This window comes from Geodermatophilus arenarius (assembly GCF_042654585.1).
GTDB classification, from domain to species: domain Bacteria; phylum Actinomycetota; class Actinomycetes; order Mycobacteriales; family Geodermatophilaceae; genus Geodermatophilus; species Geodermatophilus arenarius.
The window spans coordinates 1-25904 of record NZ_JBHSGR010000014.1 but is presented as its reverse complement, the minus strand read 5'-3'; the positions used below and the strand labels follow the sequence as shown (position 1 = coordinate 25904).

Here is a 25904-nt window from a genome sequence, read left to right as displayed (position 1 = left end):
GCCACCGCGGCGGGGTCCGCTTCCTGTCACACCCCGGGGCCACACTGTGGCTGTCCGGATCGCACCGCAGGTGTCGCCCCCGCACACCAGAGCCACCGCACACCAGAGCCACCGCACACCGGAGCCACCGCACACCAGCGCCACCGCACCGGCGGGATCCGGGAGGAGGTGAGGACGAGATGAGGACCTACGACCCCGCGGACGGCATCCTCTACGTCCACCTGGCACAGGACGCCGGCGCCCCTCCGTCGCCACCGCCCTCCCCCGAGGAGTGCCGCCGGCTGCCCACCGGCTACCCGAACGTCTCCCTCCGGGCCCGGCTCGCCGGCACCCGGACGACCGCGTCCCGTCCCGCGCTCGTCCTCCTCCCCGGAGGATCGGCAGCGGCCGACGTCCCCGCCCCCGTCGCGGCGCCGCTGCGCCTGGCCCGGTAGCGGGGGGGCGGCCTCCGGGCGCGGCGTCCGGCGACCCCGCAGCCCAGCCCGGCGCCCCCGTCAGTGCCTGCACAGGCACGGCCCCCGGCGCCCCGGGGCCGAAGTGCCCTGGAGCGGCGCGCCCCCGGAGGGCTTGGCTGGTCCCACGGGGGTGCCCGACACACCGGGGAGCCGATCCGATGGTCACCACCCTGCCGGCCCTGACGCCGCTGGAGCAGAGCCTCCTCGTGACGCTCCGCTCCCGGGCGGCGGACGCCCGCTCGCCGCGTCCCGTCCTGGGGGACGCGCTGGCCGACGAGATCGTCCGGGAACTCGGCCCGGACGCCGCCCGGGTGCGCGTCGACGCCAACCTGGTCACCAGCTGCGCGCTGCGCGCCAAGCGGCTCGACGAGATCGCGGCCGACTTCGTGCACCGCCACCCGGACGCCGTCGGGCTGGACCTGGGCGCCGGGCTGGACACCCGGTGGGCGCGGATCGCCCCGCCGCCCACCGTGGACTGGTTCGACGTCGACCTGCCCGCCGTCGTCGCCGTCCGGGACGCCGTCGTGCCCGCCCGCGCGCGGACCCGCACGATCGCCGCGGACGTGCGGGACGGGCACTGGCTGGACGCGGTCCCGGCCGGCCGTCCGGCGGTGGTCGTCGCCGACGGCCTGGTCGGGTTCCTCGACCGGAGCGAGGTGACCACCCTGCTCGACCGGCTCACCGGCCACTTCCCCGCCGGCGAGATCGCCTTCAACAGCTACTCCCGCTTCGCCCTCCGGGCGACCCGGCTCGTGCCCGGCACCAGGGCCGTCTCCGGGCTCCTCCGGTTCCCCGGCATCGACGACCCGCACGAGCTCGAACGCTGGGACCCGCGCCTGCACCTGGTCCGGGAGATCCTGCTCAGCCGGGAGCCCGAGGTCGCCCTGTTCCCGCCGCTGCTGCGCCTCTACCACCGGCTCGCGGCGCACAGCACGGCCTGGTCCCGCCGGGGGACGGTCGTCCTGCACTACCGCTTCCCGCGCTGACCCGTCGTCGCCGCGGCCGGGGCGGCGGGCGCGAGGGCGCGGCCGACGCCGGCCGGGGAGGCGTCGCGTCGCCGCACGCGCGCCGGCCACTCGGCGAGGAGGGCGCGCAGGACCGTCGGCCGCTCGTGGGGCAGCGCGTGCCCGGCGTCGTCGACGACGGCGAGCGTGGCGTGCGGGTGGACGTCCAGCAGGTCCACCGTGGCGGCGTACCCGACCGTGGAGTCCGTCCGCCCGGCCACGACCAGCGTCGGGCCCGGGTAGGGCGGCGCACCGTCCGGGGTGAGCTCCCAGCGGGCGCCGATCCGCGGTGCCCCGGGACGTCGCGCACGCCCGGCAGCAGCGGGCAGACCAGCGCGAGGCCCGCGACCTGCGCCGGGCGCCGCGCGGCCATCGCCCGGGCGAGGTGGCCGCCCGCCGAGTGCCCGACCAGCAGGTACCGGGTCCCCGCCGGTCACCTCGTCGGCGGAGGCGAGCAGCGCGCCGAGGACGTCGTCGGCGCTGCGCAGGGCCGCGGAGCGGGCGTCCGGCCCATCCCGGGCAGGTCGGGGTGGACGCGCCGGAGGCCGGGGACGCCGGCGAGCAGCGGCTCCGAGGACGCCTCGGTCTCGCGGTGGTCGACCTCCGCGCCGTGCAGCACCCGCACGGCCCGCCCGGTCCCGTGCTCCACGCGGTGCACCGCCACCCGGGCAGCCTCCTACCGCGCGGCCACGGCATCCACCGGGACCGGCGCCCCGTCCGGCCGGGCGCGCGCCGGCATCATCGGGCCGTCGCCGGCGGGGTCGAGCACGTCCTCCTCGAACCACGCGTAGCGGCCGGCGAGCACCCGCTGCGCGGCCGCGTACTGGCGGTCGTCGTCGTTGGCCCACAGCTCGCGGAACAGCCGGCCGGCCCGGCGGCGGGCCTGGCCGCAGAACAGGTCGGCCAGCTCGACCGCCTCCTGGCGGCGGTCGGGCCGCTCGCGGGCGAGGGTGTCGGCGTGCACGCAGGCGCAGGCGACGGCGTAGAGCTCGGCACCGATGTCGACGATCCGCCCGAGCAGCCGGCCCTTGCGCTCCAGGCGCCCCTGGTGGCGGGCCATCGCGTAGAAGGTCGAGCGGGCGAGCTTGCGCGCGGAGCGCTCGGCCCAGCGCAGGTGCCCGGCCAGCTCGCCGAACTCGGCGAAGGCGCCGGGACGCCGGCCGGGGCCCGTGGCCAGCGCCGGGAACCACCGGGCGTAGAAGGCGCCCGCCCTCCCGGCGGCCCGCGCCTTGTCGGCCAGGCCGGAGTCGCCGAGCAGGCCGCCCGCGACCTGCAGGTGCTGGTCGACGGCCTCGCGGGCGATGAGCAGGTGCATGATCTCGGTGGAGCCCTCGAAGATCCGGTTGATGCGCATGTCGCGCAGCATCTGCTCGGCCGGCACCGGCTTCTCGCCGCGCCGGGCGAGGGACTCGGCGGTCTCGTAGGCGCGGCCGCCGCGGATCTGCACCATCTCGTCGACGGCGGTCCACCCGAGCTCGGAGCCGTAGAGCTTGGCGAGGGCGGCCTCGATGCGGATGTCGTTGCGCTTGTCGTCGGCGAGGCGGCTGGACACCTCGAGCACCGCCTCGAGCCCGAACGCGGTGCCGGCGAGCCACGCGAGCTTCTGCGCGATCGCGTCGTGCTCGCCGATCGGCCGGCCCCACTGCCGGCGCTCGGCCGACCACTCGCGCGCGATCTTCAGGGCGTACCGGGCCTCCGCCAGGCAGAACGCCGGCAGCGACAGGCGGCCGATGTTCAGCGTGGTGAGCGCGATCCGCAGCCCCCTCCCCTCGCCGCCGATGACGTCGCCCGCGGGGACGAGGACGTCGTCGAAGCGGGTCACCGAGTTCTCGATGCCCCGCAGCCCCATGAACGCGTTGCGGTGCTCGACCGTGACGCCCGGGCGGTCGGTGGGGCAGATGAAGGCGGTGATGCCGCCCCGGTGGCCCTCGGACGCGGGGACGACGGCCATCACCACGACGACGTCGGCGATGGCGCCGTTGGTCGCCCACAGCTTGGTGCCGGTGATCCGGTAGCCGGTGCCGTCGTCGGTCGGGACCGCCGTGGTGCTCATCCGGGCGGGGTCGGAGCCGACGTCGGGCTCGGTGAGCAGGAACGCCGAGACGGCGTCGCGGGCGAGCCGGGGCAGCCAGGTCCGCTTCTGCTCCTCCGAGCCGAACAGCCGCAGCGGCTCGGGCAGGCCGATCGACTGGTGCGCCGACAGCAGCGTCGAGATCGACGAGTGCCAGGTGCCGGCCAGGGCCAGCGCCCGGTTGTAGTACACCTGGCTCAGCCCCAGTCCCCCGTACTCCTCGGGGATCTTCATGCCGAGGGCGCCGAGCTCCCCGAGGCCCCTGACCACGTCGGCGGGGATCCTCGCCTCCCGCTCGATCCGCTGGGGGTCGACGCGCTCGGTGAGGAAGGCGCGGAGGCGCTCGAGGAACGCCTCCCCCTTCGCCACCGCGGCCGGGTCGAGCTCCGGCTGCGGGTGGACCAGGTCCAGGCGGAGGTTGCCGAGGAAAAGCTCCCGGCCGAACGACGGCCGGGTCCACGCGGCCTCGCGGCTAGCCTCGGCGACCTGCTTCGACTGCTCGTACGTGGGGTTCGACGCCATGGGTCAGCATCGCGCCGGTCCCCACGCCGGGACAACGGTCTCCGGCGCCGGGATGCCGTGGAGGCCGGGGAGGCCGGGGAGCGGACCGTGACGGCGCGGAGCCCGGCCTGACCACACCACCCGGGACGGCGTCCCCGTCGGGCCGGAGGAGGTCCTCCCGAGTCGCCCCTCGGACACGGGCCGTGACCTCCACGGCTGGACGGGGGCCGGGATCGCGCGTGCGGGAGGAGGATCGGGCGGCCACCCGGTCGCCGCGTCGTCGGAGGTGTCGTGGACTCCTGCGGAGAGGGCCTGCAGCCCTTCCTCCCGTACGTCCCGTCCGACCTGGTGTCCCGGCGGGCGCTGGAGAGAATCCTGTCCGTCGCGCAGCAGCTGCCGGCCGCACTGGGCGCCGGCCCGTTCGGGCTGGAGTGCCCCTTGGACGGCGCGCCCGTGGCCGACTTCTCGGTCGCGGTCCTGGCATCACGGGGCGATCCGGCGGACCTGTCCCGACTCGGGAGGGCGGACTCCGTCAGGCCCCCGGGGGACGGTCCCGGCTGGGAACGGATCCGCCGGTTCGCCTCCGCGTGGGCGGACGCCGCATCGCCGCTCCACCGTGCCGTCGAGGAGGTCTGGCTGGAGTTCGACGTCGGCTCGGCCCGGCAGGCCGCCGCGCTCACCCCCAGCGTCTTCTTCGACCCGGGACACCCGGGCCCTCGGGATCCCGCGCCGCCCCGGCGGCCCGAGGAGCTCGTCCGGATCGCAGGAGCGGCCCTGGGGATCCTCCAGGGAGGACGCCCCTCCCCCGGCACCCTGTCCGCACTGGCCGAGTTCGTCCGGGTCCTGCCGGCGACCGCCCGGGTGCGGTTCCTCGGCGCGATGATCCCGCGCGCCACCACGGCCGTCAGGGTGGTCGTGGCGGGGATGAGCCTCGGCGACGTGCTCACGTGTCTCCGGCGACCGGGGTCTCGGGGGACCACCGACGGGTTGGCACGCATCGCACCCATCGCGGACCTGGCCGATCGGATGTGGCTCGCCGTCGACGTCGACGAGACCGGGGTGGCCGAGAGGCTGGGCCTCGACTGCTACTGCGGGAGCGGTGCTCCACCGGCAGGGGACGGGGGATGGCCCCGCCTGTTGCAGGCCCTCGTCGAGGCCGGCGTCTGCACCTCCGCCAAACGAGACGCCCTGCTCGGTGCCACGGAGCTGTCGAGCCGCGTCCTCGAGGCGGCCGCGTGGCCCGAGAGCCTGCGGCGGGTCTCGAGGCTCCTGGGCCCGGGGGCCTTCGACCGGCTGGAACTCGACGTCCACCACGTCAAGGTGGTCCTCGGGCCCGGTGCACGCCTGCAGGCCAAGGGCTATCTCCGCGCGGGGTACCGATAGCGCCGGTCGGACGAGTGGAGGACCGCAGGCCCTCGGACCGTGCCCCACGGGCACGCGGACCCGGACGGGAGGGAGTTCATCCCCCCAGCCGCGTCGCGATCTCCCGCGCGCGGCGCTCGGCCGCCACGGATCCCTTCCGCTCGGCGACGGCTGCCGCCTCGTTCGCGGCCGCGGCCGCGTCCGGGATCCGGCCCAGGGACTCCATCACCCGCGCGAGGTTCACGAGGGCCAGCCAGTGCAGGAGCAACCCGTCGCTCCGCTGGATGAGGTCCACGGCCTCCCGGGCGAGCGCCTCCGCGTCCTCCACCCGTCCGCTGCGCGCAGCCACCGTGGAGGCCACCGTCCGCCAGACCATCTGGGAGTACACGTCGTCGGGCGCGGCCGCATCGCGACTCGCCCGGGCCAGGACCGCGGCCTCGTCCTGCCGCCCCACCTGCAGGACCGCCTCGCCCAGGAGTCCGGCGACCGTGGAGAACCACATCACCTCGCCCATCCCCCGCAGCGAGTCGAACCCCGCGCGCAGCACGCGTTCGGCCGCGGCGGGGTCACCGGCGAGGAGCTCCACCCACCCGGCGCTCTGCGCGTAGGGACCCGCCATCCAGACCGTCAGCGCCACCTCGCCCAGGAGGTCGTGGGCCCGTGCCAGGGACCCGCGGGCCTCCTGGGGACGGTCCAGGGCGGCCAGCAGCAGCGCCTCCGCCGTCAGCGCACTCGCCATGGTCTTCTTGTCACCGTCGGCACGCAGCAGCAGCTCGTGACAGTGCCGCAGCCCCTCCTCGCAGGGAGTCGGCCCGGCGCAGATCATCAGGGGCACCCAGGACAGCGCCTCCAGCCGGTCACGCTGGTCCCCGGCCCGGTCGGCGTTCACGCTCGCCCCGGTCCAGTGGATCGCGGCCTCCGCGAACCGGCCCCTCATCAGGCTGACGAGGCCGAGCAGGGACGACGTCATGGCGAGCCCGCGGTCGTCCTGCAGCTCGGTGAAGGCCCGCTGTGCCCGTGCCGCCTCGGCCTCGGCCACCTCCGCCCAGCCGACGGGGTCGGTGAACATCCGCATCCAGAGCCGGAGGACGGTGGCGCGGGCCCGCGTCCCGTGGTCGCCGGCCCCGGCCGCCCCCTCCATCTCCGCCACGACCTGTTGCAGGTCCTCGAAGGCACCGGTCTCCATCAGCGCGGATGCCAGTTGCGGCAGGACGGCGGTCCGCTCGGCCCGCTTCGGGTCGAGCAGCGACACCGCCCGCTGCAGCAGGTTGACGGCTGCGGGGACGTCACCCCGTCCGTGGGCCCGCAGCCCTGCCACCGACAGCTGGGTGAAGGCACGCTCGGCCAGGTCGGCGGAGCGGGAGGACGGCGGTCCCAGCTGGAGCAGCGTGTGGTGGGCCTGCTCGAGGTGGTGGCCCACGATCTCCTCGTGGCCTGCGCCGCCCTCCCCCAGCCGGCTCTGGGTCCAGGCCGCGAAGCGTTCGTGCAGGTCGACACGCTCGGCCTTCGGGATCAGCTCGTAGGCGGCGTCGCGCACGAGGCCGTGGGAGAACTCGAAGGCGTCCTCGTCTCCCGGCTCGTCGGGTCGCGGCTTGACCAGCTGCTTGCGCATCAGTGCCTGCAGGCGGGCCGCCGTCCCGGACGCCTGGCCGTCGTCGCCACAGAGAGCGGCCACGTCGCTCCAGCTGAACACCTGCCCCACGATCGCGGCCCGCTGCAGCACCACGAGCTGCTCCGGTTCCAGACGCTCCAGCCGCGCCGACATCAGGGCCTGGATCGTCGTCGGGATCGGCATGCGGACGACCGAGCGGTCCATCACCCACCGACCGGACTCGAACCGCAGCTCACCGGAGTCGACGAGCATGCGCAGCATCTCCTCGACGAACAGCGGGTTGCCCTCGGCGACCGCGTCGATCCGCGCCTCCGCCTCGGCGTCGACGTGACCGCCGCCGACCAGCCCCTCGACGAGCTGCCGGGTCTCCTCCGCGTCGAGGGGGCGCAGGAAGACGATCTCGGCATTCGTCCGCGGCGTCGTCCAGTCCGGTCGCTCGTCGAGCAACTGCCCCCGCGCCAGGCAGACGACCAGGAGCGGAGCCCGTCCCGTCCAGTCGGCCAGGTACTGCAGCAGCTGCAGGAAGGTCGGCTCACCCCAGTGGACGTCGTCGAACAGGACGACGAGCGGGCCGGTCGCCGCCAGCGTCTCCAGGTACCTGCGGATCGCCCAGAACAGCTCCGGGACGGAGGCCTGCGCCTCGCTGTCCCCGAGCAGGCCCGCCAGGCGGGCCATGACCAGAGCGCTCGTGTGTCCGGGCGGGAGCAGCGCGGCCGCCTTGTCCCTGGCCTGCGCGGGGGGATCCGTGGCGGCGATCCCGGCGGCGTCGCGGAGCACCTCGACGACCGGCCAGAAGGTGATGCCCTCGCCGTAGGGCCGGCAGCGACCGCTCAGCACCCGACCTCGCCCCGCGAGCCGGGCGACCAGCTCGTCGGCCAGCCGTGTCTTGCCGATGCCAGGGTCCCCGACGACCGTCACCAGCTGGCAGCCGCTGCCCGCCGCGCGGTCGAAGGCCGTCAGCAGCCGGTCCAGCTCGTCCCGGCGGTCCACCAGGGCGGCGTCCAGCCGACGCCGCACCCCGGCTGCCCCGGGGATGGTGCGCTCCACCGCCCACGCCGTGACCCCGTGCGGCTTGCCCTTGAGCGTCAGGGAGCGGGGCCCCTCCGCTTCCACGGCGTCGCGGACGAGGTGGTGGGTCGCCTCGCCGATGAGGACCGTGCCGGATGCGGCGGCCTGCTCCAGCCGCGCGGCGGTGGTGACCGTGGGCCCGGTGACGTAGAGCTCCCCGTGGCCGCGCGTGCTCACCAGGGCCTCGCCGGAGTCGATGCCCGTGCGGACGGCGACGGTCCGGCCGTAGGCCCGCAGGAACTCCTCGTCCATCGCCGCGAGCCGGTCGCGGATCTCCACAGCGGCCGTGACGGCGCGCAGCGCGTCGTCCTCGTGGAGCGTGGGGACCCCGAAGACGGCCATGACGGCATCGCCGATGAACTTCTCCACGTACCCGCCGTGACGGGAGACCACCTCGTCGGCGACACGGAAGTAGTCGTCCAGCAGCGCCCGCGAGGACTCGGCGTCCAGGTCCTCGGTCAGGACGGTGGAGTCGACGACGTCGACGAACAGGACCGTGACCAGCTTCCGCACCCCACGGACAGCAGGTGGCGAGGAGCCGAGCTCGTCAGGCGGGCTGCTGACCATGACGCCGCTTCGCTTCCGCTACGGCCGGGGTTCGTCTCGCGCGTCCAGTCTGGTCGCCCCGGTGACGCCGGGACAAGCGGCACCCGCTTGACAGCGACCCGGCGGCTGCGCCCTACTGGCTGCCCCGCCGGCTCCGTCGAGGAGGCGTCCGATGGCGATGGACGACGGCACGAACCAGGAACGCCCCTGGGACGAGGCGCGCAGGGCGCTGGGACGAGTGGCCGAGCTGTTCGACGAGAACCCCGACTTCGATCTCGATGACCTCTACCGGGTGGAGGACTACGAGGCGATACCCGAGGAGGTCCGCCGGACCATCGAGGCACTCGACGCCGACGAGCGCCGGTTCGTGAACCGGATCTTCACCACGCTGGCGAGGAACCACTTCTACCTGGAGGGCCGCCTCGGCCCGCTGACCGGGTACTGATGCAGCCTCGTCCCGGCGGGACGGGCCCGGAGCCGGCGGAGAGCCGCCGGCTCCGCGGCAGACTCGAACTCGTGCTGCCCCTCGCGGTGGCGACCAGCCGGCGGATCGTCGACCACCCCGGGTTGCACGGCGTCTACCCCGAGTTCCTCGTCATGTGGCACGGCATGATCCGGGCGAGCGTGCCCCTCATGGAGACGGCCCTGACCGCGGCCCGGGCCCTCCCGGACGACCCGGTCGCCGCGCCGCTCGCGGACTACCTCGAGCACCACATCCCCGAGGAGCGCGGGCACGACGACTGGCTCCTGGCCGACCTGGAGGCCATCGGCGTCCCTCCTGACCGGGTGCTCGCCCGTGTGCCGTCGCCCCCGGTCGCCGCGCTCGTCGGGTCCCAGTACTACTGGGTGCACCACGTCCACCCCGTGGGGCTGCTCGGCTACATCGCACTGCTGGAGGGGTACCCGCCCGCGAGGCAGGACATCGACCGGATGCAGGCGGTCAGCGGATACGGACCGGAGGCGTTCCGGACGCTCCTGCTGCACGCCGAGCTGGACCCGCACCACGGACGGGAACTGGACGACCTCCTGGACGCCCTGCCGTTGTCCGGGCAGCAGCGGACGCTGATCGGGCTCAGCGGCATGGCCAGCGTGCAGCTGCTCAGCCTGGCGCAGCAGGAGCTGCTCGACCGGTTCTGAACCGGGGCGGCGGCTCCCTCGGCGCCGGTCCGGTGCGCGTGGGCTCCTGACGGTCAGGCGCCGAGGGCCTCCTCCTGCCCGGACGACGTCCGCAGCGCGTCGGTGAGCAGGGCGACCAGCGCCTCGAGCTGCACGTCCGCCGACGAGGACACCTCCTCGTCGGAGCCGTCCAGCGCCCGGGCGGCGAGGCCCGCCTTGGTGTCGATCAGCTCGGCGATCCGCGCGTCGAGGGTCTGGGCGGCGATGATCCGCCACGCGGTGACCGGCTCGGTCTGGCCGATGCGGTGGCTGCGGTCGATCGCCTGGGTCTGCTCGGCGTCGGTCCACGACAGCTCGGCGAGCACGACGTTGGACGCGACCTGCAGGTTCAGCCCCACGCCCGCCGCGGTCAGCGAGCACACCGCGACGTGGACGTCGGGGTCGGTGACGAACGCGTCGACCTCCCGCTGCCGCGCCGCCGGCGTCTGGTCGCCCCGGATGGAGGAGAACCGCACGCCCTGCCGGGCGAAGGTCTCCTCGGCGGCGTCCATGACGTCGACGTGCTTGGCGAAGAAGACGACCTTGCCGGCGCTGCGGGCCAGCTGGGCGGCGTAGTCGGCGGCCAGCCCGGCCTTCGCCCGGCCGATCCGCCGCATCATGCCGAACACGTTCTCGCCGGTCGTGGTGGTGGCGTCCTTCAGCTCGGACCGGGCCACCCGGCGCACCAGGTCGGCGTCGATCCCCTCGACGACGCCGGAGGTCCGCGCCGCGAGCGCGGTCTCGTACTGCCGCACCATCCGGCGGACCAGCTCCTGCTCGGCCGCCCGGATCGACCGGCCGGCTGCGCCGTCCAGCTCGACCGGGAGGTCGGCGATGCGGCGGGCGGGGATGTCGGCGGCGACGTCGACCTTGCGGCGGCGCACGATCCCCAGGTCGATCACGCACTGCCGGGCGGCGGCGGAGAAGCCGCGGTCCGCGGGCGTCAGGCCGGTGTCCTCGAGCGCGTCCATCAGCTCGCCGAGCGGCTTGGCGTCGTCGATCCAGCCGAGGAACTGCCAGATGGCCCGGAAGTCCTCGATGTCGTTGATCAGCGGGGTGCCGGTGAGGGCCATCAGCAGCGGCCGCACGGTGCGCGACCGGATCCGCTCGGACAGCGCGAGGACGTGCTGCGAGCGCTGCGAGGTCTTGTTCTTGATGAAGTGCGCCTCGTCGACGACCATCCCGCGGAAGCCGAAGTCGCCGAGCCAGCCCACGTGGCGGTCGAGGACCTCGTAGTTGACGACGACGACGTCGGCGAAGCCGTCGACCGTCTCGCCGTCGCCCTGCACCACGGTGGCCGGGCGGTGCGGCGTCCAGCGGCCGGCCTCCCGCGCCCAGTTGGTCTTGACGACGTTGGGCACGACGACGAGCAGCGGGTAGGCGTCCGCCGCCTCCGCGGCGAGCAGCGCCTGCGCGGTCTTGCCCAGGCCGGGCTCGTCGGCGAGCAGGAAGGTCCGGTGCCCGGCCGCGGCCGCGGCGACCAGCTGCCCCTGGTGCGGCATCAGCTCCAGCCCGGCCGGGGTGAAGCGGTTCGTCGGGAAGGGCAGGTCCATGCACGCCGGGGCCCCGCCGCCGGCGCGCTCGAAGGAGGTCAGCAGCGGGCCGAGCAGCTCCCAGCCGGCCAGGCGGCGAGGGCGCGGGGCGCGCGGGGCGGCGGCGGAGAAGTCCGGGGCGAGGAACGGGTTGGCCAGCTGCCGGGAGATGACCGACTGCGGCACGGCGCGGCGCTGGGGGGTGGCGGGCTCGTCCGGGACGTCGGCCGGCGCGGCCTCCTCGACGACCGGCTCGACACCGGCGGCCTTCTGCATCTCGCGCACGAGCGACCGGGCCGCGTCGGAGACGACGGCGTCCTCGCCGAGCAGCGCCAGCAGCCCGGCGTCGCGGACGGCGGTCGTCGCGAGGATGGTCGCCACGCCGTCCAGGCGCTTGAGCTGCTCGCTCCGGCGGCCGTCGCTGAGGCCCGTGTCCGCGCGGACGCGGGCGCGCTCGTCGCGCAGCAGCAGCGCGACGGCCTGGAACCGCGTGCGCACGGAGGGCGTCACGCGCCCGCGCCGGGCGGCCGCCTCCACGTCCCGGACGGTGCGGGCGAGCACCGCGACGACGTCGTCGTCACGGCGGCCCCGCCGCTGGTCGCGCGGGGCGCTGCGGCGAGCGCCTGACTGGCGCTGGCCTGGTCGAGCCAAGGATCCTCCTCTGCAGTGCCGGGCACGGTCGCCGCGGCAGCGTCGCGCACGGTCCCGCGGCCGGAGCGGGGACGCTCCGGACGGGGTCCGGTGCCCCGCGTCGGGCGGGGCGCCCGAGGGCGCCCGGGGACCGCGGACGGCGGCCCGGGAGCCCCGGCCGGCGGGAGGTCGCCGTCGGGCGACCCGCTCCGGTCCCGGGGGCGGGGCCTCCATGGTGTCAACACCCGGGGAGCCGCGCTGTTCCCGGGCCCTCCCCAGCCGGCCGGACGGGACCGGTCGTGGCCGAACCCCTGGTCCGACCGTGACGCAGGTCACACCATGGCGGGATGACGCAGCCGTCCCCCGCGGTGCCCGGGTGGGCCGCCCGCGCGCTGTCCACCGTGTTCGACCCCTGCTGCCGGGAGAAGGGCATCTCCGTCGTCGACATGGGCCTGCTCCGGTCGGTCGACGTCCGCGACGGCCACGTCCGGGTCGAGCTGCTGCTCACCTCGGGCTGGTGCCCGTTCGCCGCCCGGGTGGTCAGCGACGTCGAGACGGCGATCCGGCAGCAGCCCGGCGTCGAGACCTGCGAGGTGGAGGTCGTCTGGGACGAGGCCTGGACGACCGACCGGCTCTCCCCCGCGGCCGCCCGCCGGCTGCGGTCCCTCCCCGACCCCGTCGCCGTCCCCGACCGCGACGCCTTCCTCACCGCCCACCGCTCCCGGCCGCTCGGCCCCAGCCCAGGAGGACGACCATGATCGGCGACGCATTCGTGTTCGACGGGGTCGCGCACCCGTTCAACTTCACGGCCAAGAACGCGTTCGGGTCACCGGGGCAGATGTTCGCCAACCACCTGTACGCCTTCCACACGACGCTGACCCCGGACGGCGAGCCGACGCTGTCGGCGGAGGAGTTCCTCCGGGAGTGGACGCCGGCCGACATCCGGCAGATGGTCTACGAGCAGTCGGACACCGACATGCTGGCCGCGATGCCGCTGCCGTTGACCGACCTGTTCCGCGACGGGCTCTCCCCGTGGGAGACGTGCGCGGAACTGGCGATGCGGGACCCGGACCGGACGGTGTTCTGGGGCTCGGTGAACCCGCTCGAGGGACGCCGGGCGCTGGACCTGATGGAGCGCCAGGTCGGCGAGTTCGGCGCCAGGGCGTTCAAGTTCTACAACGTCCGCTACGACTACGGCTCCCCGTTCCCGTGGCGGATGGACGACCCGAGGGTCGCCTTCCCGGTGTTCGAGAAGGCCCAGGAGCTCGGGGTGAACCTCATCGGCGTGCACAAGGGCGTGCCGCTGGGGCCGCAGCCGGTCGAGGCGACCCAGACCTGGGACATGGACGGCGCCGCGGCCGCCTTCCCGGACATCAACTTCGTGATCTTCCACGTCGGGCTGCCGTTCATCGACGAGACCTGCTGGCAGCTGATCCGCTGGCCCAACCTGTACGCCTCGCTGGCGGCGACGATCAACTTCGTCGTCCGGGCGCCGCGGATGTTCGCCGAGATCCTCGGCAAGCTGCTGTTCTGGTGCGGGGAGGACAAGATCGTCTACGGCTCGGAGGCGCCGATCTTCCACCCGCAGTGGGCGCTGCGGGCCTTCATGGACTTCTCCATCCCGCAGGACCTGTGCGAGGGCTACGGCTATCCGCAGCTCACGGACGTCGCCAAGCGGAAGATCCTCGGCGAGAACCTGCTCCGCCTGCACGGGTTCGACGTGGAGGAGACGAAGGCGCGGCTGGGCCGCCCCCAGCAGCACTGATCCCGCGTCGGGGACGGAGGACGATCCGGCCGGCGGCGCTGCCGGGCAGCCGCGGCGGCTCGCCGTGCTCGGGGAGCGCGTGCGCGCGGGGCTCCTTGCCGCCGCCTCGTCCGGTGACCGTCCGTGCCCGGCTCACGGCGGAGTGAGCGACTCGCCCGGGGACCCGGGAGACCACGCCGCGGAACTGGCAGGTGTCGTGCACCCGGCACCGGGACTTCGGCGACAGCGGACGCACGGTCCCCCTGGTGACGCCTGCGCGGACTGTCGATCCTCACGGCCTCAGATCCGAGGAGGTCCCCGTGAACCGCTCCGCGCTCGTGTCGTCGCTCCTCACCGGCGCCCTGCTGCTGGCCGGCTGCTCGGGCGGAGCGGACGGCACGGCCTCTCCGACCACCGGCAGCTCCGCGAGCCCCTCCGTCGAGGCGTCCGCGACCCCGCCGCCGGCACCGGCCGACGCGACCGACGACGGCACCACGACCGACGACGGCACCACCACCACGGACGACGGCACCGCGGACGACGACGGCACCGCGGACGACACCACCGCCGCCGACGACGACGGCACCGCCGCGGGGACCTCGGCGCCCCAGGACCCCGGTGACGAGGGCACGGGTGACGAGGGCACGGGCAACGGGACCGAGGGCCTCCCCGGCTGGCCGATCGAGTCCACCCCGACGCACGGCGCCCTCCTCTGGGCCGCCTACGTCGCCGTCGGAGCACCCGGCGACCCCGCGCTCCAGCAGGTCCTCGCCGACGTCCAGGAACTCTGGCCGGGCGCCGGCCTGGGCGAGCTGGCGTGTGACGAGGGGGCGGCAGAGGCGCTGGGCCGCGACCGGTCGGAGCACGCCGTCGCCGTGTACTTCCCCACCGAGCAGCACGTCACCGAGTTCCGCAGGCGCTGGGAGGCGCCGTTCGTCGGGGCCGTCCGGGTGACCACGCTCTGCGCGGACTGACGGCGGGCGCGCCGGGCGGTGGGCGCCCGGCAGTCGCGGGCCGGGCACGACGTCGAGGTGGCGCCGGGCCCGCACGGCACCTCCCGCACCACGGGCCGGCGCGCCGCCCCTGCGCTGCCGGGAGTGACCGGGAACCCGTTGGCGGCCGAACCGTTGGTGCCCCAACGTCCTACCCTGGCGGGGTGACCACGAGCCAGACGCCGCAGGCTCCCGCCGGGTCCGAGGACCTGCGCGCCCTCGCCTCCGAGGACGTGCTCGCCCTCGACCGGCAGGTGTGCTTCGCGCTCTCGGTGGCCGCGCGCAACGTGGTCGCCGTCTACCGTCCCGTCCTCGAACCGCTGGGCCTGACCCATCCGCAGTACCTGGTGATGCTCGCGCTGTGGCAGCACGGGTCGCTGTCGGTGAAGCGGCTGTCGGGGCTGCTGCAGCTCGACCCCGGCACCCTCTCCCCCCTGCTCAAGCGGCTCGAGACGGCCGGCCTGCTGCGCCGTGAGCGCGACCCCGCGGACCAGCGCAACCTGGCGCTCGCGCTGACCGAGGAGGGGCTGGCGCTGCGTGCCCGGGCCGAGGCGATCCCGGCCGGCGTCGTCGAGCGTCTCGGCATGCCCCTCGAGGAGCTGGTGAGCCTGCACGGGGCCCTCGCCCGGGTGATCGCCGCCTCGCAGGAGGCGCTGGCCGCCCGCGATCGAGCGTGAACCGCCCCGACTGTCGAGTCCGACACATGGTCCACCAATGCTTGGTGCCCCATGGGATCCGGGGGATGATGGAGGCGTGGCCGTCACCGAGCAGGAGCACACCACCGACATGACCCAGCCCAGCCCGACGTCCGCCGCGCCGGCCGACCCCGTCGTCCGCCCCGCCCCCCACCGGTGGCTGTGGTACGCCCTCGGCGGCGGACTCCCCCGGCGCAACCGCGGCTGGGTCCTGTTCGACACGACGACGAGCACCTGGTGGGCGCGCCACGTCGTGCGCAGCCTCGTGCAGATGGCGGTCCCCATCGCCCTGGTCATGCTGCTGCTGCCGGCCGGCTGGGGGCTGCGGCTGGCGGCGGCCGGCGGGGGCATCGCGCTGGGGATGGTCTACTCGCTGGCCTACATGGTGGAGGCGACCGAGAACCGCGTGGTCAAGGCCGGCTACCCGGTCGGCACCGCCGCCGCCCACCGCGAGGCCCGGTGGGAGGCGCGCGAGCAGCGCGACCGGCAGCGCCGCCAGGCCGCGGCGGCCCGGCGCGCCGCCCGCTACCGCGACCGGACGGGCCGCTAGGTGCGCAGCCGCCGGGTGCACTGACCGGCGGCTCCGGTCGACGGCGGGTACCGCAGTGCTGGTGCCCGCCCCCTTCCCGGGAGCACACTGCCCTCCGTGGCCTCGGCGCCGGCCACGTCGGCCGGGAGCGCACGCCGCCGGCTCCGGGAGGAGCCCCCGCGGCGCAGCCGTCCTCGTGCCCGTCCCGGGGACGTGCGGTGAGCGGCCGGCACCGCGACCCCGCGACCGGGTCCCCACTCCGTCACCGCCGGGAGGACGTCGCCCCGGCACTCGCGGGCGCGGGGCGGACCACACCCGGCACCCTCGCCCACCTGATCGCCGTCCACGGACGCCGGCCGACGGTCGCGGCGATGCTGCTGGTCGCGATGGCCCTCCCCCTGGTCGGGCTGGTGTTCCTGCTGCGCAGCGACTTCGAGGGGCTGCACTGGACCGGGCCGGCGCTGCACTTCTCCGTCTTCCTGACCGTCGGGGCCGTGGCGGCCAGCCTGTCGCTGGTCGCCGGGGAGGCGGCCCGCCGGCGCGGGGACGCCCGCGTCCTGCTCCTGTCCCTGGCGTTCCTCGCGACCAGCGGCTTCATGGCGCTGCACGCCGTCGGCACCCAGCACGTGCTCACCCACGACGCGCTGCCCGGCTTCACCGTCGCCATCACGACCGGGCTGCTCGTCGCCGCCCCCTTCGCCGCGGCCTCGGCGCTGGTGGACGCTCGGCCCCCGGCCGAGGCGTGGGTGGCGCGCCACCGGCGGGCGCTGCGCGGCGCCGTCCTCGGGTCGATCGTCGTCTGGGGGCTGTGGTCGGTGGCCGAGTGGCCGCCGCTGCAGCAGGTGAGCGCCGAGGGCGGGGAGCACGTCGCGCTCACGGCGGCCGCGGCGGTCGGCGCGCTCCTCTACCTGCTGGCGGCGGTCCGCCTCTGGTGGGTCAACCGGAGCCACTTCGGGCTGCTGCTCTTCAGCGTCGTGGCCTGCTACGGCCTGCTCGCGGAGGCCCTGGTGGGGGTGGCGCTGGCCGGCGAGCGCAAGTGGCACCCCGCCTGGTGGGTGTGGCACGCGCTGATCGTCATCGCCTACCTCCTGGTCTTCGCCGCCGCGCGGCGCGAGTGGCGCGACGAGCGCTTCCGCACCCTCTACCTGCCGACGACGCGCGAGCACCGCGGCGAGGTGTCCGTCCTGGTCGGCGACCTGGCGGGCTTCACCACCTTCACCGCCCGGCGCGACGCGGTGGAGGTCGCGGCCATGCTGCGCGCCTACTACGAGCGGGCCGCGCCGCTGATCTCCCGGAGGTTCGGCGGCGAGGTGGAGAAGTTCGCCGGCGACGGCGTGTTCGCCACGTTCAACCGCGCCGGGGACCAGCCCGACCACGCACTGCGCGCGGTGGAGGCGGCCGCGGCGCTGCAGGCGGAGGTGGCGCGGATCCGCGCCGAGCACCCCGACTGGCCGGGGCTGCGGATCGGCGTCGAGAGCGGCCCGGTCGTGTTCAGCGAGATGGGCGGCAGCGGCTACCTGGTCTACCCCGCCGTCGGGGACACCGTGAACGTCGCGGCCCGGCTGCAGCAGCACGCCCCGGTCGGCGGCGTCCTGGTCGGCACCGGGACGCGCGACCAGCTGCCGGGCGCGGTCGACCTCGTGCCGGTGACGGGACTGCAGCTCAAGGGCAGGGACGCGGCGGTGGACGCCTACCTCGTACAGCTCCCCCTGCGGACCTCCGCCGTCCCGGCCCCGCGGCCCGGCGGCAGGCGCGGCGCCTCCTCGGCCCGGTCCGCGCGCTGACCGGCCCGGACGGGCGGCCCGCCCGGCGTGGTCGAACCCGGTGCGGGACGGGGCGGTCCGCTGGCACGGTGCCTCCTGCACGGGGGGAGGCGCAGGCGACGTGGCCGCGGCGAGAGGAGCCGACATGGGCACGAGGGAGGTGGCGCCCCGGGCGGCGCACGCGCTGGCGACGCTCCTCGGCGCCGACGGGTTGCCCGTCCGGCTGCGGGCCTGGGACGGCAGCGAGACCGGCCCGGCGGGCGCACCGGTGGTCGTCGTCCGCTCGCGGCGGGCGTTCCGCCGGGTCCTGTGGTCGCCGGTCCAGCTCGGCCTGGCCCGCGCCTACGTCGCCGGCGACATCGACGTCCCCGGCGACGTGTTCGCCACCCTCACCGCGCTGGGCGTGCTCGCGACGTGGGGACAGGGGGAACCGGCCCCGCCGCTGCGCCCGTCCGCGCGCTGGGCGCTGCTGCGCACCGCCGCCCGGCTGGGCGCCGTCGGGCCGCCGCCGGCCCCGCCGGCGGAGGAGGCCCGCGTCGGCGGGACCGGGCTCCGCCACTCCCGCGGCCGGGACGCCGCCGCGATCGCCCACCACTACGACGTCGGCAACGACTTCTACGCCCTCGTCCTCGGGCCCACGCTGGTCTACTCCTGCGCGGTGTGGACCGACGAGCGCACCGGCCTCGACGCCGCCCAGGAGGCCAAGCTCGACCTGGTCTGCCGCAAGCTCGGGCTCCGGCCCGGGATGCGCGTGCTCGACGTGGGCTGCGGGTGGGGCGGCCTGGCGTTGCACGCCGCGCGCCGGTACGGCGCCGACGTCGTCGGGGTCACGCTGTCCGCCCAGCAGGCCGCCCTGGCGCGCGAGCGGGTCGCGGAGGCGGGCCTGGCCGGCCGGGTCGAGGTGCGGGTGCAGGACTACCGCGAGGTCACCGACGGGCCGTTCGACGCGATCGCCTCGATCGGGATGGCCGAGCACGTCGGCCGGCAGCAGATGCCCGGGTACGCCGCGCACCTGCGCGACCTGCTGCGCCCCGGCGGCCGGCTGCTCAACCACGCCATCGCATGGCGCGACGGGCGGTGGCGGCCGGACCCGGACTCGTTCATCGCCCGCTACGTCTTCCCCGACGGGGAGCTGCTGGGCCTGGCGGAGACCGTCGGCGCGCTGGAGGACGCCGGCCTGGAGGTGCTCGACGTGGAGGCGCTGCGCCGGCACTACGCGCTGACCCTGCGCGCCTGGGTCGCCCGGCTGGAGCGGCACTGGGACGAGGCGGTGGCCGCCGCCGGCGAAGGGCGCGCCCGGGTGTGGCGGCTGTACATGGCGGCGTGTGCCCTGGCGTTCGAGGCGGGGACCATGGGCGTCGACCAGGTGCTCGCCCAGCGGCCCGGCGGCGCGCCGCCCCCACTGCGGCGCACCGCGTGGGTGTGAGCCTCAGGCGACGTCCTGCGCCGGCGCCCCCGGACCCGGCTCGGCGAGGATCCAGCCGGTGCGCCCGTGCAGCGGCGGGGTCTTGGTGCCGTCGGTGAACCAGACGACGACGCCGCCGTGCGCCCGGCAGCGCGAGCGCACCACCCGGACCCGGCCCCCGCGGGCGGTCTTGACCGGCCGGACGAGCGGGAGGCCGAAGTCGGTGCCGATGACGTCGCCGGTCAGGACCGGCTCCCCGGCGGACAGGTGGGACGTCGGGACGGTGGTCATCAGTGCCTCCGGGATGTTCTTCGAACGTGTGTTCGATGGTGCACCCGAGGGGTGACGTCGCGCCACCGGGTCCTCAGTCGGGCCGGATCCCGTTCCGCGTGACCCGGATCGTCGACGCGCTGCGGGTGCGCCGGGTGGGCACGACCTCGCCGAGCTCGGCCAGCCGCTCGACCGCGGCGTCCTTGTCGACCTGCGTGCGCATCCCGCCGCCGGACCACTCGCAGTGCAGGTCGCCGGCCGGCCCGGAGCGGCCCCGCAGCCGCTCGCGGGCGAACTCCTTGTGGCGCCGCGCCTCGTTCTCCGCCGCCCGCCAGGCGTCGTAGTCGTGGACGGCCTCCACGTAGTCGGCGTCGGTGACCGTCAGCCGGGACTGGCGGGACACCTCGCCCTCCGTCTCGGGGTCCACCGGCGGCCCCCAGCACAGGTCGAGGAACGGGCACCAGTCGCACATCCCGTCCACGCCGGGCCCGAACCCGTCGCGCGGGACGGCGTCGACGCCGTCCTCCTCCACGGTGGCGTAGACGTCGGTCAGCCACATGAGCGCCTCGGCGGTCAGCGCCGGGTCGTGGTCGGCCTCGAAGACGACGTCCTCGCCGGAGTCGCGGGACAGGTAGCGGATCCGCAGGCCCTCGACGTCCTGCCCGTCCCCCGACGGCAGCCGCCGGTCGGCGGTCTGCCCGGTGCGCAGCAGCCACCCGTAGAGGGCCACCTGGAACCAGTGCCGGACCGGCACGCCGCGGGTGAGGACCCGCTCGAAGCCGAACCGCGACGTCGTCTTGAGGTCCTCCACCACCGGCTCGTGCCACCAGTCGCAGCGGCCCTTGACCTGCTCGCCCCGCAGGCCCACCTCGGTCAGCCCGCCGTACTGGCGGCGCAGCGCCCGGAGCACCCCGCGGTGCAGCTCGGTGCCGATGAAGGCCTGCAGCCCGGCGCGGGCGTTGGTGGGGCGGCGGCGGGCGATCCGGTAGGCCGCCCGGCGGCGGCACTCGCCGACCTCGGAGGCGCCGATCATCCGCTGCCGGGAGCGGGCCCGGCGGCTGTCGAGGTCCCGGACCGCCGCGGCCAGGCTGGGCGCGGCCCGCCGCTCGGCGGCGCTGGGGCGCGCGGGCAGCACGGCGGTCACCGTCCCGCCTCCCGGAGGAGGCGGCGGAGCGGGGCCGGGTGGACCGGCCCCGCTCCGTCCCGCGGCTCAGGCGACGTCCGCACGACCGTCGTCGCCGTCCCGGCGCTCGGCGATGACCGCGCGCACCAGTGCGGTCAGCCGCTTGGTGGCCACGTGCTCGACGGACCGGCCGAACCGGGCGCCGATCTGCTCGTCGGTCACGCCCAGGCTCTCCAGGCTGGCCAGCACGCCCCGGCGGGCCGCGGTGTTCCGCCGCTCCCGCGGGTCGTCCGGGGTCGGCGAGGACTCCAGCAGCGGGTTCGCCGGCGCGGCCTCCTCGGCGTCGGGCCGGGGCGCCGAGACGGCGGCCTGCGCGGCCGCCGCCGCGGCCTGGGCGGCCTGCAGCACCGCGGCGGGCGTCTGCGGGACCGACGGGTCGCCGGCCGCGACCCGGCGCCGGCCGGCGGGGTGGGCCTCCACCGACGCCTCGACCAGCTGCTCGTGCCGGGCGCGGATCAGCTCCGCGACCGTGTACGAGCCGCCGGCGGTGGGGACGTCGGCCTGCAGCAGGCCGTTGCGGTTGGCCTCGGTCCAGACCGCGCGCAGCTCGTCGTCGTCGCGGGCGTCGTCGATCCGCGCGACCAGGTCGGCGGCGTCCGGCTCGCCCCGCCCGCCGGCCCGGGCGGCCGGGCGGGCCTGCTGCGCCTCCTCGGTGCGCTCGTGGTCGAGCAGCCCGCCGCCGTGGAAGGAGACGAGGTCGCGCACGTGCGCGGTGCCCGGGTCGCACTTGAGCGCGTCGAACACCAGCCACTCCAGCAGCCGGCCGGAGGCCTTCGGGTCGGTGACCTCGCGGGCCGGGTCGTCGTTGGGCTTGATGCCCACGTGCACGCTGCGCGCGCCGACGATCAGCGGCCGGCGGCCGCGGCGCAGCCGCATCCACACGCTCGCCGCGTACGGGAACTCCCGGTGGGTCTGCACCGACCAGGTCTTCTGCCCCTCGATCGGGCGGCCGTTGCTGTCGACCTCGGTGACCTCCTTGCCGCGGGCGGTCACGACGACGATCCCCGGGAAGGTGAGCAGCTCGGTCTGCAGCTTGCGCCAGCGGGCGCCGGCGTCGTTCCACAGGTTCTGGCTGATCGTCACCTCGGCGTTGGGGTCGCGCTTGAGCAGCTCGCGGTTGCGGGCGGACTTCGCGGCGCGCTCGCTGGCCCAGTCCTTGAGGCCGTCCCAGATCGCCGAGCCGGTGTCGATGCCGAGCACGACCGGGGGCTCGCCGGCGTCGGAGGCGCGGCGGGCCTCGGCCTTGACCGCCTGGACGGCGGCGAGCACCGCGGCGTAGGAGCCGTCGTGCTCGATGAGCTGGTACCTCGCACCGGGGATCGCGCCGTACTCGTCACCGGCGCCCTCGTTGAGGTCGATCCAGTAGAGCGCGCCGATCCGGTCACTGCTGCTGAACTGGGCCAGCGCCCAGCTCTTTCCTGCCTTCTCCTCGCCCTCGAGGAGGATGCACGGCCACGGCACGCGGCCGGTGGGCTTGCGGGTCTTGAGGCCAGGGACGGCCATGTCGGACTCCTTGATGACACGGGGAAGATGTCGATCCCGAACCTACGGAGGGGTACCGACAAAACGGCGTGTCGACTTGACACCCCGTCCCGGGAACCGCGTCAGTCCTGGTCCGGGCCGTCGTCGGAGGACACCCGGCCGCGCAGCCGGTGGGCGAGGGCGGTGTGCCGGCGCCCGGAGCCGGCGGCCCGCACGGCCTGGGCCAGCGCCCGGGGCGAGCCGACCAGCACGACGAGCTGCTTGGCCCGGGTGACCGCGGTGTAGAGCAGGTTGCGCTGCAGCATCATCCAGGCGCTGGTGGTCAGCGGGACGACGACGCACGGGTACTCGCTGCCCTGCGAGCGGTGCACGGTGACCGCGTAGGCGTGCACCAGCTCGTCGAGCTCGGCGAAGTCGTACTCGATCGCCTCGTCCTCGTCGGTGACCACGGTGACCTTCTGGTCCACCGGGTCGATCGCGGTGACGACGCCCTGGGTGCCGTTGAAGACGCCATTGCGGCCCTTGTCGTAGTCGTTGCGGACCTGGGTGACCTTGTCCCCGACGCGGAACACCCGCCCGCCGAAACGCTTCTCCGCGCGGTCGGGCCGCGCCGGGGTGAGCGCCTCCTGCAGCAGCTCGTTGAGCCCGGCGGCCCCGGCGGGGCCGCGGTGCACCGGGGTGAGCACCTGGACGTCGCGGCGCGGGTCGAGGCCGAACCGGGCCGGGATCCGCCGGGTGACGACGTCCACGGTGAGCCGGGCGGCCTCCTCGGCGTCGTCGGTGGGGAACAGGAAGAAGTCGTCGAGGCCCTGCACCTGCGGCGGGGTGCCGGCGTTGATCCGGTGGGCGTTGGTCACCACGCCGGACCGGCTGGCCTGCCGGAAGACCTGCGTCAGGCGCACGTGCGGCACCGGGGTGCCCTCGGCGAGCAGGTCGCGCAGCACCTCGCCGGCGCCGACCGACGGCAGCTGGTCGACGTCGCCGACCAGGAGCAGGTGCGCGCCCGGCGGGACCGCCCGCACCAGCTTGTTGGCCAGCAGCAGGTCCAGCATCGAGGACTCGTCGACGACGACCAGGTCGGCGTCGAGCGGCCGGTCCCGGTCGTAGGCGGCGTCGCCGCCGGGGCGCAGCTCCAGCAGCCGGTGGACGGTCACCGCCTCGACCCCGGTCAGCTCGGTGAGCCGCTTCGCCGCCCGGCCGGTCGGTGCCGCCAGCACGATCCGCGCGCCCTTGGCCTTCGCGAGGGTGACGATCGAGCGCACCGTGAAGCTCTTGCCGCAGCCGGGTCCGCCGGTGAGGACGGCGAGCCGCTCGGTCAGGGCCAGCCGGACGGCGTCCCGCTGGCCGGGCGCGAGCTCGACGCCGGTGCGCCGGTGCAGCCAGGCCAGCGCGGCGTCCCAGTCGACGGTGGCGAAGGCCGGCATGCGGTCCTCGGCCGCGGTGGCCAGCCTCCGCAGCCCGGCGGCGAGGGAGACCTCGGCCCGGTGGAAGGGGACGAGGTAGTGGGCCACGGTGGGCGGGGCGCCGTGCGCGCCGGGCAGCTCGTCGCGGATCAGTCCCTGGTCCGCGACCAGCAGGGCCAGGCAGTGGCGCACCAGGTCGGCGGGGACCTGCAGCATCTCGACCGCGCGGGCCATGAGCTCCGGCTCGGGGAGGAAGCAGTGGCCCTGCCCGGTCGCCTCCGAGAGCACGAACTGCAGGCCCGCCTCCACCCGCTGGGTGCTGTCGTGCGGGATGCCGACCGCGGCGGCGATCGTGTCGGCCGTCTTGAAGCCGATGCCCCAGACCTCGGCGGCCAGGCGGTAGGGCTCCGTGCGGACGACGCCGATCGAGGCGCCGCCGTACTGCTTGTAGATGCGCACGGCGAGCGAGGTGGAGACCCCGACGCCCTGCAGGAAGACCATCACCTCCTTGATGGCCCGCTGCTCCTCCCAGGCCTCGGTGATCAGCCGGGTGCGCTTGGGGCCGAGCTTGGGCACCTCGGCCAGCCGGGCCGGCTGCTCCTCGATCACCCGCAGCGCGTCGGCCCCGAAGTGGTCGACGATCTGCGCCGCCAGGCGCGGGCCGATCCCCTTGACCAGCCCTGAGCCGAGGTAGCGCCGGATGCCCTGCACCGTGGCCGGCAGCACGGTCGTGTAGTCCTCGACCTGGAACTGGCGGCCGTACTGGGGGTGCGCGCCCCAGCGACCGCGCAGCTGCAGCGTCTCCCCCGGCTGGGCGCCGAGCAACGAGCCCACCACGGTGACCAGGTCACCTCCGCGCCCGGTGTCGACCCGGGCCACGGTGTAGCCGGTCTGGGCGTTCGCGAACGTGATCCGCTCCAGCGTCGCCTCCAGGACCGCCCCCGTCCGCGCCTCTGCCACTCGCCGTCCCCTCGCTGCTCCGCCGTCCTCCCCCGATCGTCACACCACCCGATGACGAAATCCGCGGAGCGCACAGAACTGTCGGACGGTGCTCGTAACCTCCGGACGCTCACCTGAGCGATGCACTGACAACACGGAGGACCGGATCATGGCCGGCGACACTGTCATCACCGTCATCGGCAACCTGACCAGCGACCCCGAGCTGCGTTTCACGCCCTCGGGAGCGGCGGTTGCCGACTTCACCATCGCCTCGACCCCCCGCACCCTGGACCGCCAGACCCAGGAGTGGAAGGACGGCGACGCGCTCTTCCTGCGCTGCAGCTGCTGGCGCCAGATGGCCGAGAACGTCGCGGGGTCGCTGACCCGCGGCTCCCGGGTCATGGCGCAGGGGCGCCTCAAGCAGCGGTCCTTCGAGACCAAGGAGGGCGAGAAGCGCACCGTCATCGAGCTCGAGGTCGACGAGATCGGCCCGTCGCTGCGGTACGCGACGGCGACCGTCGCCAAGGTCGCCCGCTCCGGGGACGGTCCCGTTGGGGGTCCCGGTGGCGGACAGGGTCCCCGGGAGGTCCGCAACGGTGCCGGCCGGGGCAGCTCGCCCGATCCCTGGGCCGCGGCGCCGGTCGGCGGCTTCGCCGAGGAGGAGCCGCCGTTCTGACCGGGACGGTGCCGGCTTCGCGGTCCCTGACCCCGGGGCCGGCACCGTCCCGGCGCCCGGCTCGCCCGGGCCCGCTGCCTCGAGCGCGGGCCCGGGCGGGCTCCGTCGACCACGTGCGGCTGTGATCCCGTCGGAGCGCCGACCGACACGGCGCGCACGGGGACCCGGCGCGCCGGGCACCGCCTAGCCTCGGACCCGTGGCGTTCACCGTTCCCGACGCCCACCTCCTCGCCCTGGCCGCCCACGAGGGGCAGACCGACGAGCTCGGCCGGGACCTCTACCTGGCGCGTCTGCGACCGATCGCCGAGTCGCTGCGGCCGTACGGGCCGGAGGCGGAGATGGCCGGCGTGCTGCAGGACGTCGCCCGGACGACCGCGGACCATCCCGATCCCGCCCGCCGCTACGACCTGCCCCGGCTGCTCGCCCTGGGTGTCCCGGCGGTCGTCGTCGAGGCGATCGACGCCGTGACGCCCCGTCCGGGCGAGCCCTACATCGCCGGCCTCATCCGGCGGTGTGCGGCGCACCCGCTCGGCCGCCTGGTCAAGCTGGCCGAGAACCAGCACCTGCTCGCGGCCGCCGCCCAGCAGGCAGCCACCGACCCGGCCCGGGCGCGCAGCCTGCGGGAGGGCCGGTACCGGCCTGCGCGGCGGATCCTGCTCGCGGCCGAGGCCGCGGACCCCGTCCACGGCCGGCGCGTCCTCGTGTGAGGACATCGGCGAGGATTTCGTCAGGACGCAGCAGCGAAGCCGCTGCAGCCACGCGGTCCTGCCCCCGCGCTCTTCTGAGGAATGCCGGAAGGGCCCCGCACCGTGGTGGTGGGGGGCCCTTCCTGTGAATGGTTGTCCGGCGGCGTCCTACTCTCCCACCCCGTCTCCGGGGCAGTACCA

At 75.4% G+C, this 25904-nt stretch carries 23 protein-coding genes; 14 read left to right on the top strand and 9 right to left on the bottom strand.

From position 1 onward, the window contains the following. Nucleotides 1–179 precede the first annotated feature (179 nt). Nucleotides 180–434, top strand: a complete 255-nt coding sequence (locus tag ACFO3M_RS13555) for a hypothetical protein (RefSeq protein ID WP_387989423.1) — start codon at nt 180–182, stop codon at nt 432–434. 179 nt (nt 435–613) lie between these two features. After that, nucleotides 614–1441, top strand: a complete 828-nt coding sequence (locus ACFO3M_RS13550) for a class I SAM-dependent methyltransferase (RefSeq protein ID WP_387989420.1) — start codon at nt 614–616, stop codon at nt 1439–1441. On the opposite strand, the gene ACFO3M_RS13545 is transcribed toward ACFO3M_RS13550, so the two are convergent. The 3 genes from ACFO3M_RS13545 to ACFO3M_RS13535 form a co-directional block, all read right to left on the bottom strand. Next, the gene (locus ACFO3M_RS13545) at nt 1423–1680 is read right to left on the bottom strand and encodes an alpha/beta fold hydrolase (protein ID WP_387989417.1); all 258 of its coding nucleotides are present in this window, start codon (nt 1678–1680) and stop codon (nt 1423–1425) included. The genes ACFO3M_RS13550 and ACFO3M_RS13545 overlap by 19 nt on opposite strands. Nucleotides 1681–1892: 212 nt before the next feature. Beyond that, entirely contained in the window at nt 1893–2123 is a 231-nt protein-coding gene (locus ACFO3M_RS13540; protein WP_387989414.1) for a hypothetical protein, read from the bottom strand. Between the two features lie 12 nt (nt 2124–2135). Next, entirely contained in the window at nt 2136–4052 is a 1917-nt protein-coding gene (locus tag ACFO3M_RS13535; RefSeq protein ID WP_387989411.1) for an acyl-CoA dehydrogenase family protein, read from the bottom strand. Nucleotides 4053–4322: 270 nt separating this feature from the next. Between ACFO3M_RS13535 and ACFO3M_RS13530 the strand changes: the two genes are divergently transcribed. Further along, nucleotides 4323–5414, top strand: a complete 1092-nt coding sequence (locus ACFO3M_RS13530; RefSeq protein WP_387989408.1) for a hypothetical protein — start codon at nt 4323–4325, stop codon at nt 5412–5414. A gap of 76 nt (nt 5415–5490) precedes the next feature. On the opposite strand, the gene ACFO3M_RS13525 is transcribed toward ACFO3M_RS13530, so the two are convergent. Further along, nucleotides 5491–8586 carry an ATP-binding protein gene (locus ACFO3M_RS13525; RefSeq protein WP_387989405.1) on the bottom strand — a complete coding sequence of 1032 codons (3096 nt, stop codon included), beginning with the start codon at nt 8584–8586 and terminating at the stop codon, nt 5491–5493. Between the two features lie 205 nt (nt 8587–8791). Here ACFO3M_RS13525 and ACFO3M_RS13520 point away from each other — a divergent pair, with 205 nt between their 5' ends. Further along, complete coding sequence (locus tag ACFO3M_RS13520; RefSeq protein WP_387989402.1) at nt 8792–9064, top strand: hypothetical protein; 273 nt, start codon at nt 8792–8794, stop codon at nt 9062–9064. Nucleotides 9065–9135: 71 nt separating this feature from the next. Further along, nucleotides 9136–9756 (top strand): iron-containing redox enzyme family protein, encoded by a 621-nt coding sequence (locus tag ACFO3M_RS13515; RefSeq protein WP_387989399.1) that lies wholly within the window; start codon nt 9136–9138, stop codon nt 9754–9756. 53 nt (nt 9757–9809) lie between these two features. On the opposite strand, the gene ACFO3M_RS13510 is transcribed toward ACFO3M_RS13515, so the two are convergent. After that, nucleotides 9810–11957, bottom strand: coding sequence for a DEAD/DEAH box helicase (locus ACFO3M_RS13510; RefSeq protein ID WP_387989396.1), 2148 nt, complete (start codon nt 11955–11957; stop codon nt 9810–9812). A 326-nt stretch (nt 11958–12283) separates the two neighbouring features. Here ACFO3M_RS13510 and ACFO3M_RS13505 point away from each other — a divergent pair, with 326 nt between their 5' ends. The 7 genes from ACFO3M_RS13505 (at nt 12284) to ACFO3M_RS13475 (ending at nt 19085) form a co-directional block, all read left to right on the top strand. Further along, entirely contained in the window at nt 12284–12694 is a 411-nt protein-coding gene (locus ACFO3M_RS13505) for a metal-sulfur cluster assembly factor (protein WP_387989393.1), read from the top strand. Then, the gene (locus ACFO3M_RS13500; RefSeq protein ID WP_387989390.1) at nt 12691–13701 is read left to right on the top strand and encodes an amidohydrolase family protein; all 1011 of its coding nucleotides are present in this window, start codon (nt 12691–12693) and stop codon (nt 13699–13701) included. Before ACFO3M_RS13505 ends, ACFO3M_RS13500 begins: the two co-directional genes overlap by 4 nt. Before the next feature lie 299 nt (nt 13702–14000). Continuing rightward, nucleotides 14001–14654: a hypothetical protein gene (locus ACFO3M_RS13495; protein ID WP_387989388.1), complete on the top strand. Its 654-nt coding sequence runs from the start codon at nt 14001–14003 to the stop codon at nt 14652–14654. A 182-nt stretch (nt 14655–14836) separates the two neighbouring features. Next, complete coding sequence (locus ACFO3M_RS13490; RefSeq protein WP_387989385.1) at nt 14837–15349, top strand: MarR family winged helix-turn-helix transcriptional regulator; 513 nt, start codon at nt 14837–14839, stop codon at nt 15347–15349. Nucleotides 15350–15425: 76 nt separating this feature from the next. Further along, a complete protein-coding gene (locus tag ACFO3M_RS13485) occupies nt 15426–15917 on the top strand; it encodes a DUF5313 family protein (protein WP_387989382.1) in 492 nt (163 codons plus the stop codon). 350 nt (nt 15918–16267) lie between these two features. Beyond that, on the top strand, nt 16268–17680 hold the full coding sequence (locus ACFO3M_RS13480; protein WP_387989380.1) for an adenylate/guanylate cyclase domain-containing protein: 1413 nt from the start codon (nt 16268–16270) through the stop codon (nt 17678–17680). 124 nt (nt 17681–17804) lie between these two features. Further along, nucleotides 17805–19085 (top strand): class I SAM-dependent methyltransferase, encoded by a 1281-nt coding sequence (locus ACFO3M_RS13475; RefSeq protein ID WP_387989377.1) that lies wholly within the window; start codon nt 17805–17807, stop codon nt 19083–19085. A 3-nt stretch (nt 19086–19088) separates the two neighbouring features. Here ACFO3M_RS13475 and ACFO3M_RS13470 read toward each other — a convergent pair whose 3' ends face one another. The 4 genes from ACFO3M_RS13470 to recD2 form a co-directional block, all read right to left on the bottom strand. Beyond that, the gene (locus ACFO3M_RS13470; protein ID WP_387989374.1) at nt 19089–19355 is read right to left on the bottom strand and encodes a hypothetical protein; all 267 of its coding nucleotides are present in this window, start codon (nt 19353–19355) and stop codon (nt 19089–19091) included. Nucleotides 19356–19428: 73 nt separating this feature from the next. After that, nucleotides 19429–20478: a PD-(D/E)XK nuclease family protein gene (locus ACFO3M_RS13465; RefSeq protein WP_387989371.1), complete on the bottom strand. Its 1050-nt coding sequence runs from the start codon at nt 20476–20478 to the stop codon at nt 19429–19431. 66 nt (nt 20479–20544) lie between these two features. Next, on the bottom strand, nt 20545–22020 hold the full coding sequence (locus ACFO3M_RS13460) for a hypothetical protein (protein WP_387989368.1): 1476 nt from the start codon (nt 22018–22020) through the stop codon (nt 20545–20547). A 101-nt stretch (nt 22021–22121) separates the two neighbouring features. Then, entirely contained in the window at nt 22122–24362 is a 2241-nt protein-coding gene (recD2, locus tag ACFO3M_RS13455; protein ID WP_387989365.1) for an SF1B family DNA helicase RecD2, read from the bottom strand. Nucleotides 24363–24510: 148 nt separating this feature from the next. Here recD2 and ACFO3M_RS13450 point away from each other — a divergent pair, with 148 nt between their 5' ends. Both ACFO3M_RS13450 and ACFO3M_RS13445 read left to right on the top strand, forming a co-directional pair. Next, nucleotides 24511–25017, top strand: coding sequence for a single-stranded DNA-binding protein (locus ACFO3M_RS13450; protein WP_387989362.1), 507 nt, complete (start codon nt 24511–24513; stop codon nt 25015–25017). Nucleotides 25018–25214: 197 nt separating this feature from the next. After that, nucleotides 25215–25724 carry a phosphohydrolase gene (locus ACFO3M_RS13445; RefSeq protein ID WP_387989359.1) on the top strand — a complete coding sequence of 170 codons (510 nt, stop codon included), beginning with the start codon at nt 25215–25217 and terminating at the stop codon, nt 25722–25724. The last annotated feature ends 180 nt before the right edge of the window (nt 25725–25904 follow it).

Excerpts from the sequence above, each read along its gene's own strand:
- ACFO3M_RS13555 (WP_387989423.1), top strand. The coding sequence starts at position 180 with ATGAGGACCTACGACCCCGCGGACGGCATCCTCTACGTCCACCTGGCA.
- ACFO3M_RS13550 (WP_387989420.1), top strand. The coding sequence starts at position 614 with ATGGTCACCACCCTGCCGGCCCTGACGCCGCTGGAGCAGAGCCTCCTC.
- ACFO3M_RS13535 (WP_387989411.1), bottom strand. The coding sequence starts at position 4,052 with ATGGCGTCGAACCCCACGTACGAGCAGTCGAAGCAGGTCGCCGAGGCT.
- ACFO3M_RS13520 (WP_387989402.1), top strand. The coding sequence starts at position 8,792 with ATGGCGATGGACGACGGCACGAACCAGGAACGCCCCTGGGACGAGGCG.
- ACFO3M_RS13505 (WP_387989393.1), top strand. The coding sequence starts at position 12,284 with ATGACGCAGCCGTCCCCCGCGGTGCCCGGGTGGGCCGCCCGCGCGCTG.
- ACFO3M_RS13500 (WP_387989390.1), top strand. The coding sequence starts at position 12,691 with ATGATCGGCGACGCATTCGTGTTCGACGGGGTCGCGCACCCGTTCAAC.
- ACFO3M_RS13480 (WP_387989380.1), top strand. The coding sequence starts at position 16,268 with ATGCTGCTGGTCGCGATGGCCCTCCCCCTGGTCGGGCTGGTGTTCCTG.
- ACFO3M_RS13475 (WP_387989377.1), top strand. The coding sequence starts at position 17,805 with ATGGGCACGAGGGAGGTGGCGCCCCGGGCGGCGCACGCGCTGGCGACG.
- ACFO3M_RS13470 (WP_387989374.1), bottom strand. The coding sequence starts at position 19,355 with ATGACCACCGTCCCGACGTCCCACCTGTCCGCCGGGGAGCCGGTCCTG.
- ACFO3M_RS13460 (WP_387989368.1), bottom strand. The coding sequence starts at position 22,020 with ATGGCCGTCCCTGGCCTCAAGACCCGCAAGCCCACCGGCCGCGTGCCG.
- ACFO3M_RS13450 (WP_387989362.1), top strand. The coding sequence starts at position 24,511 with ATGGCCGGCGACACTGTCATCACCGTCATCGGCAACCTGACCAGCGAC.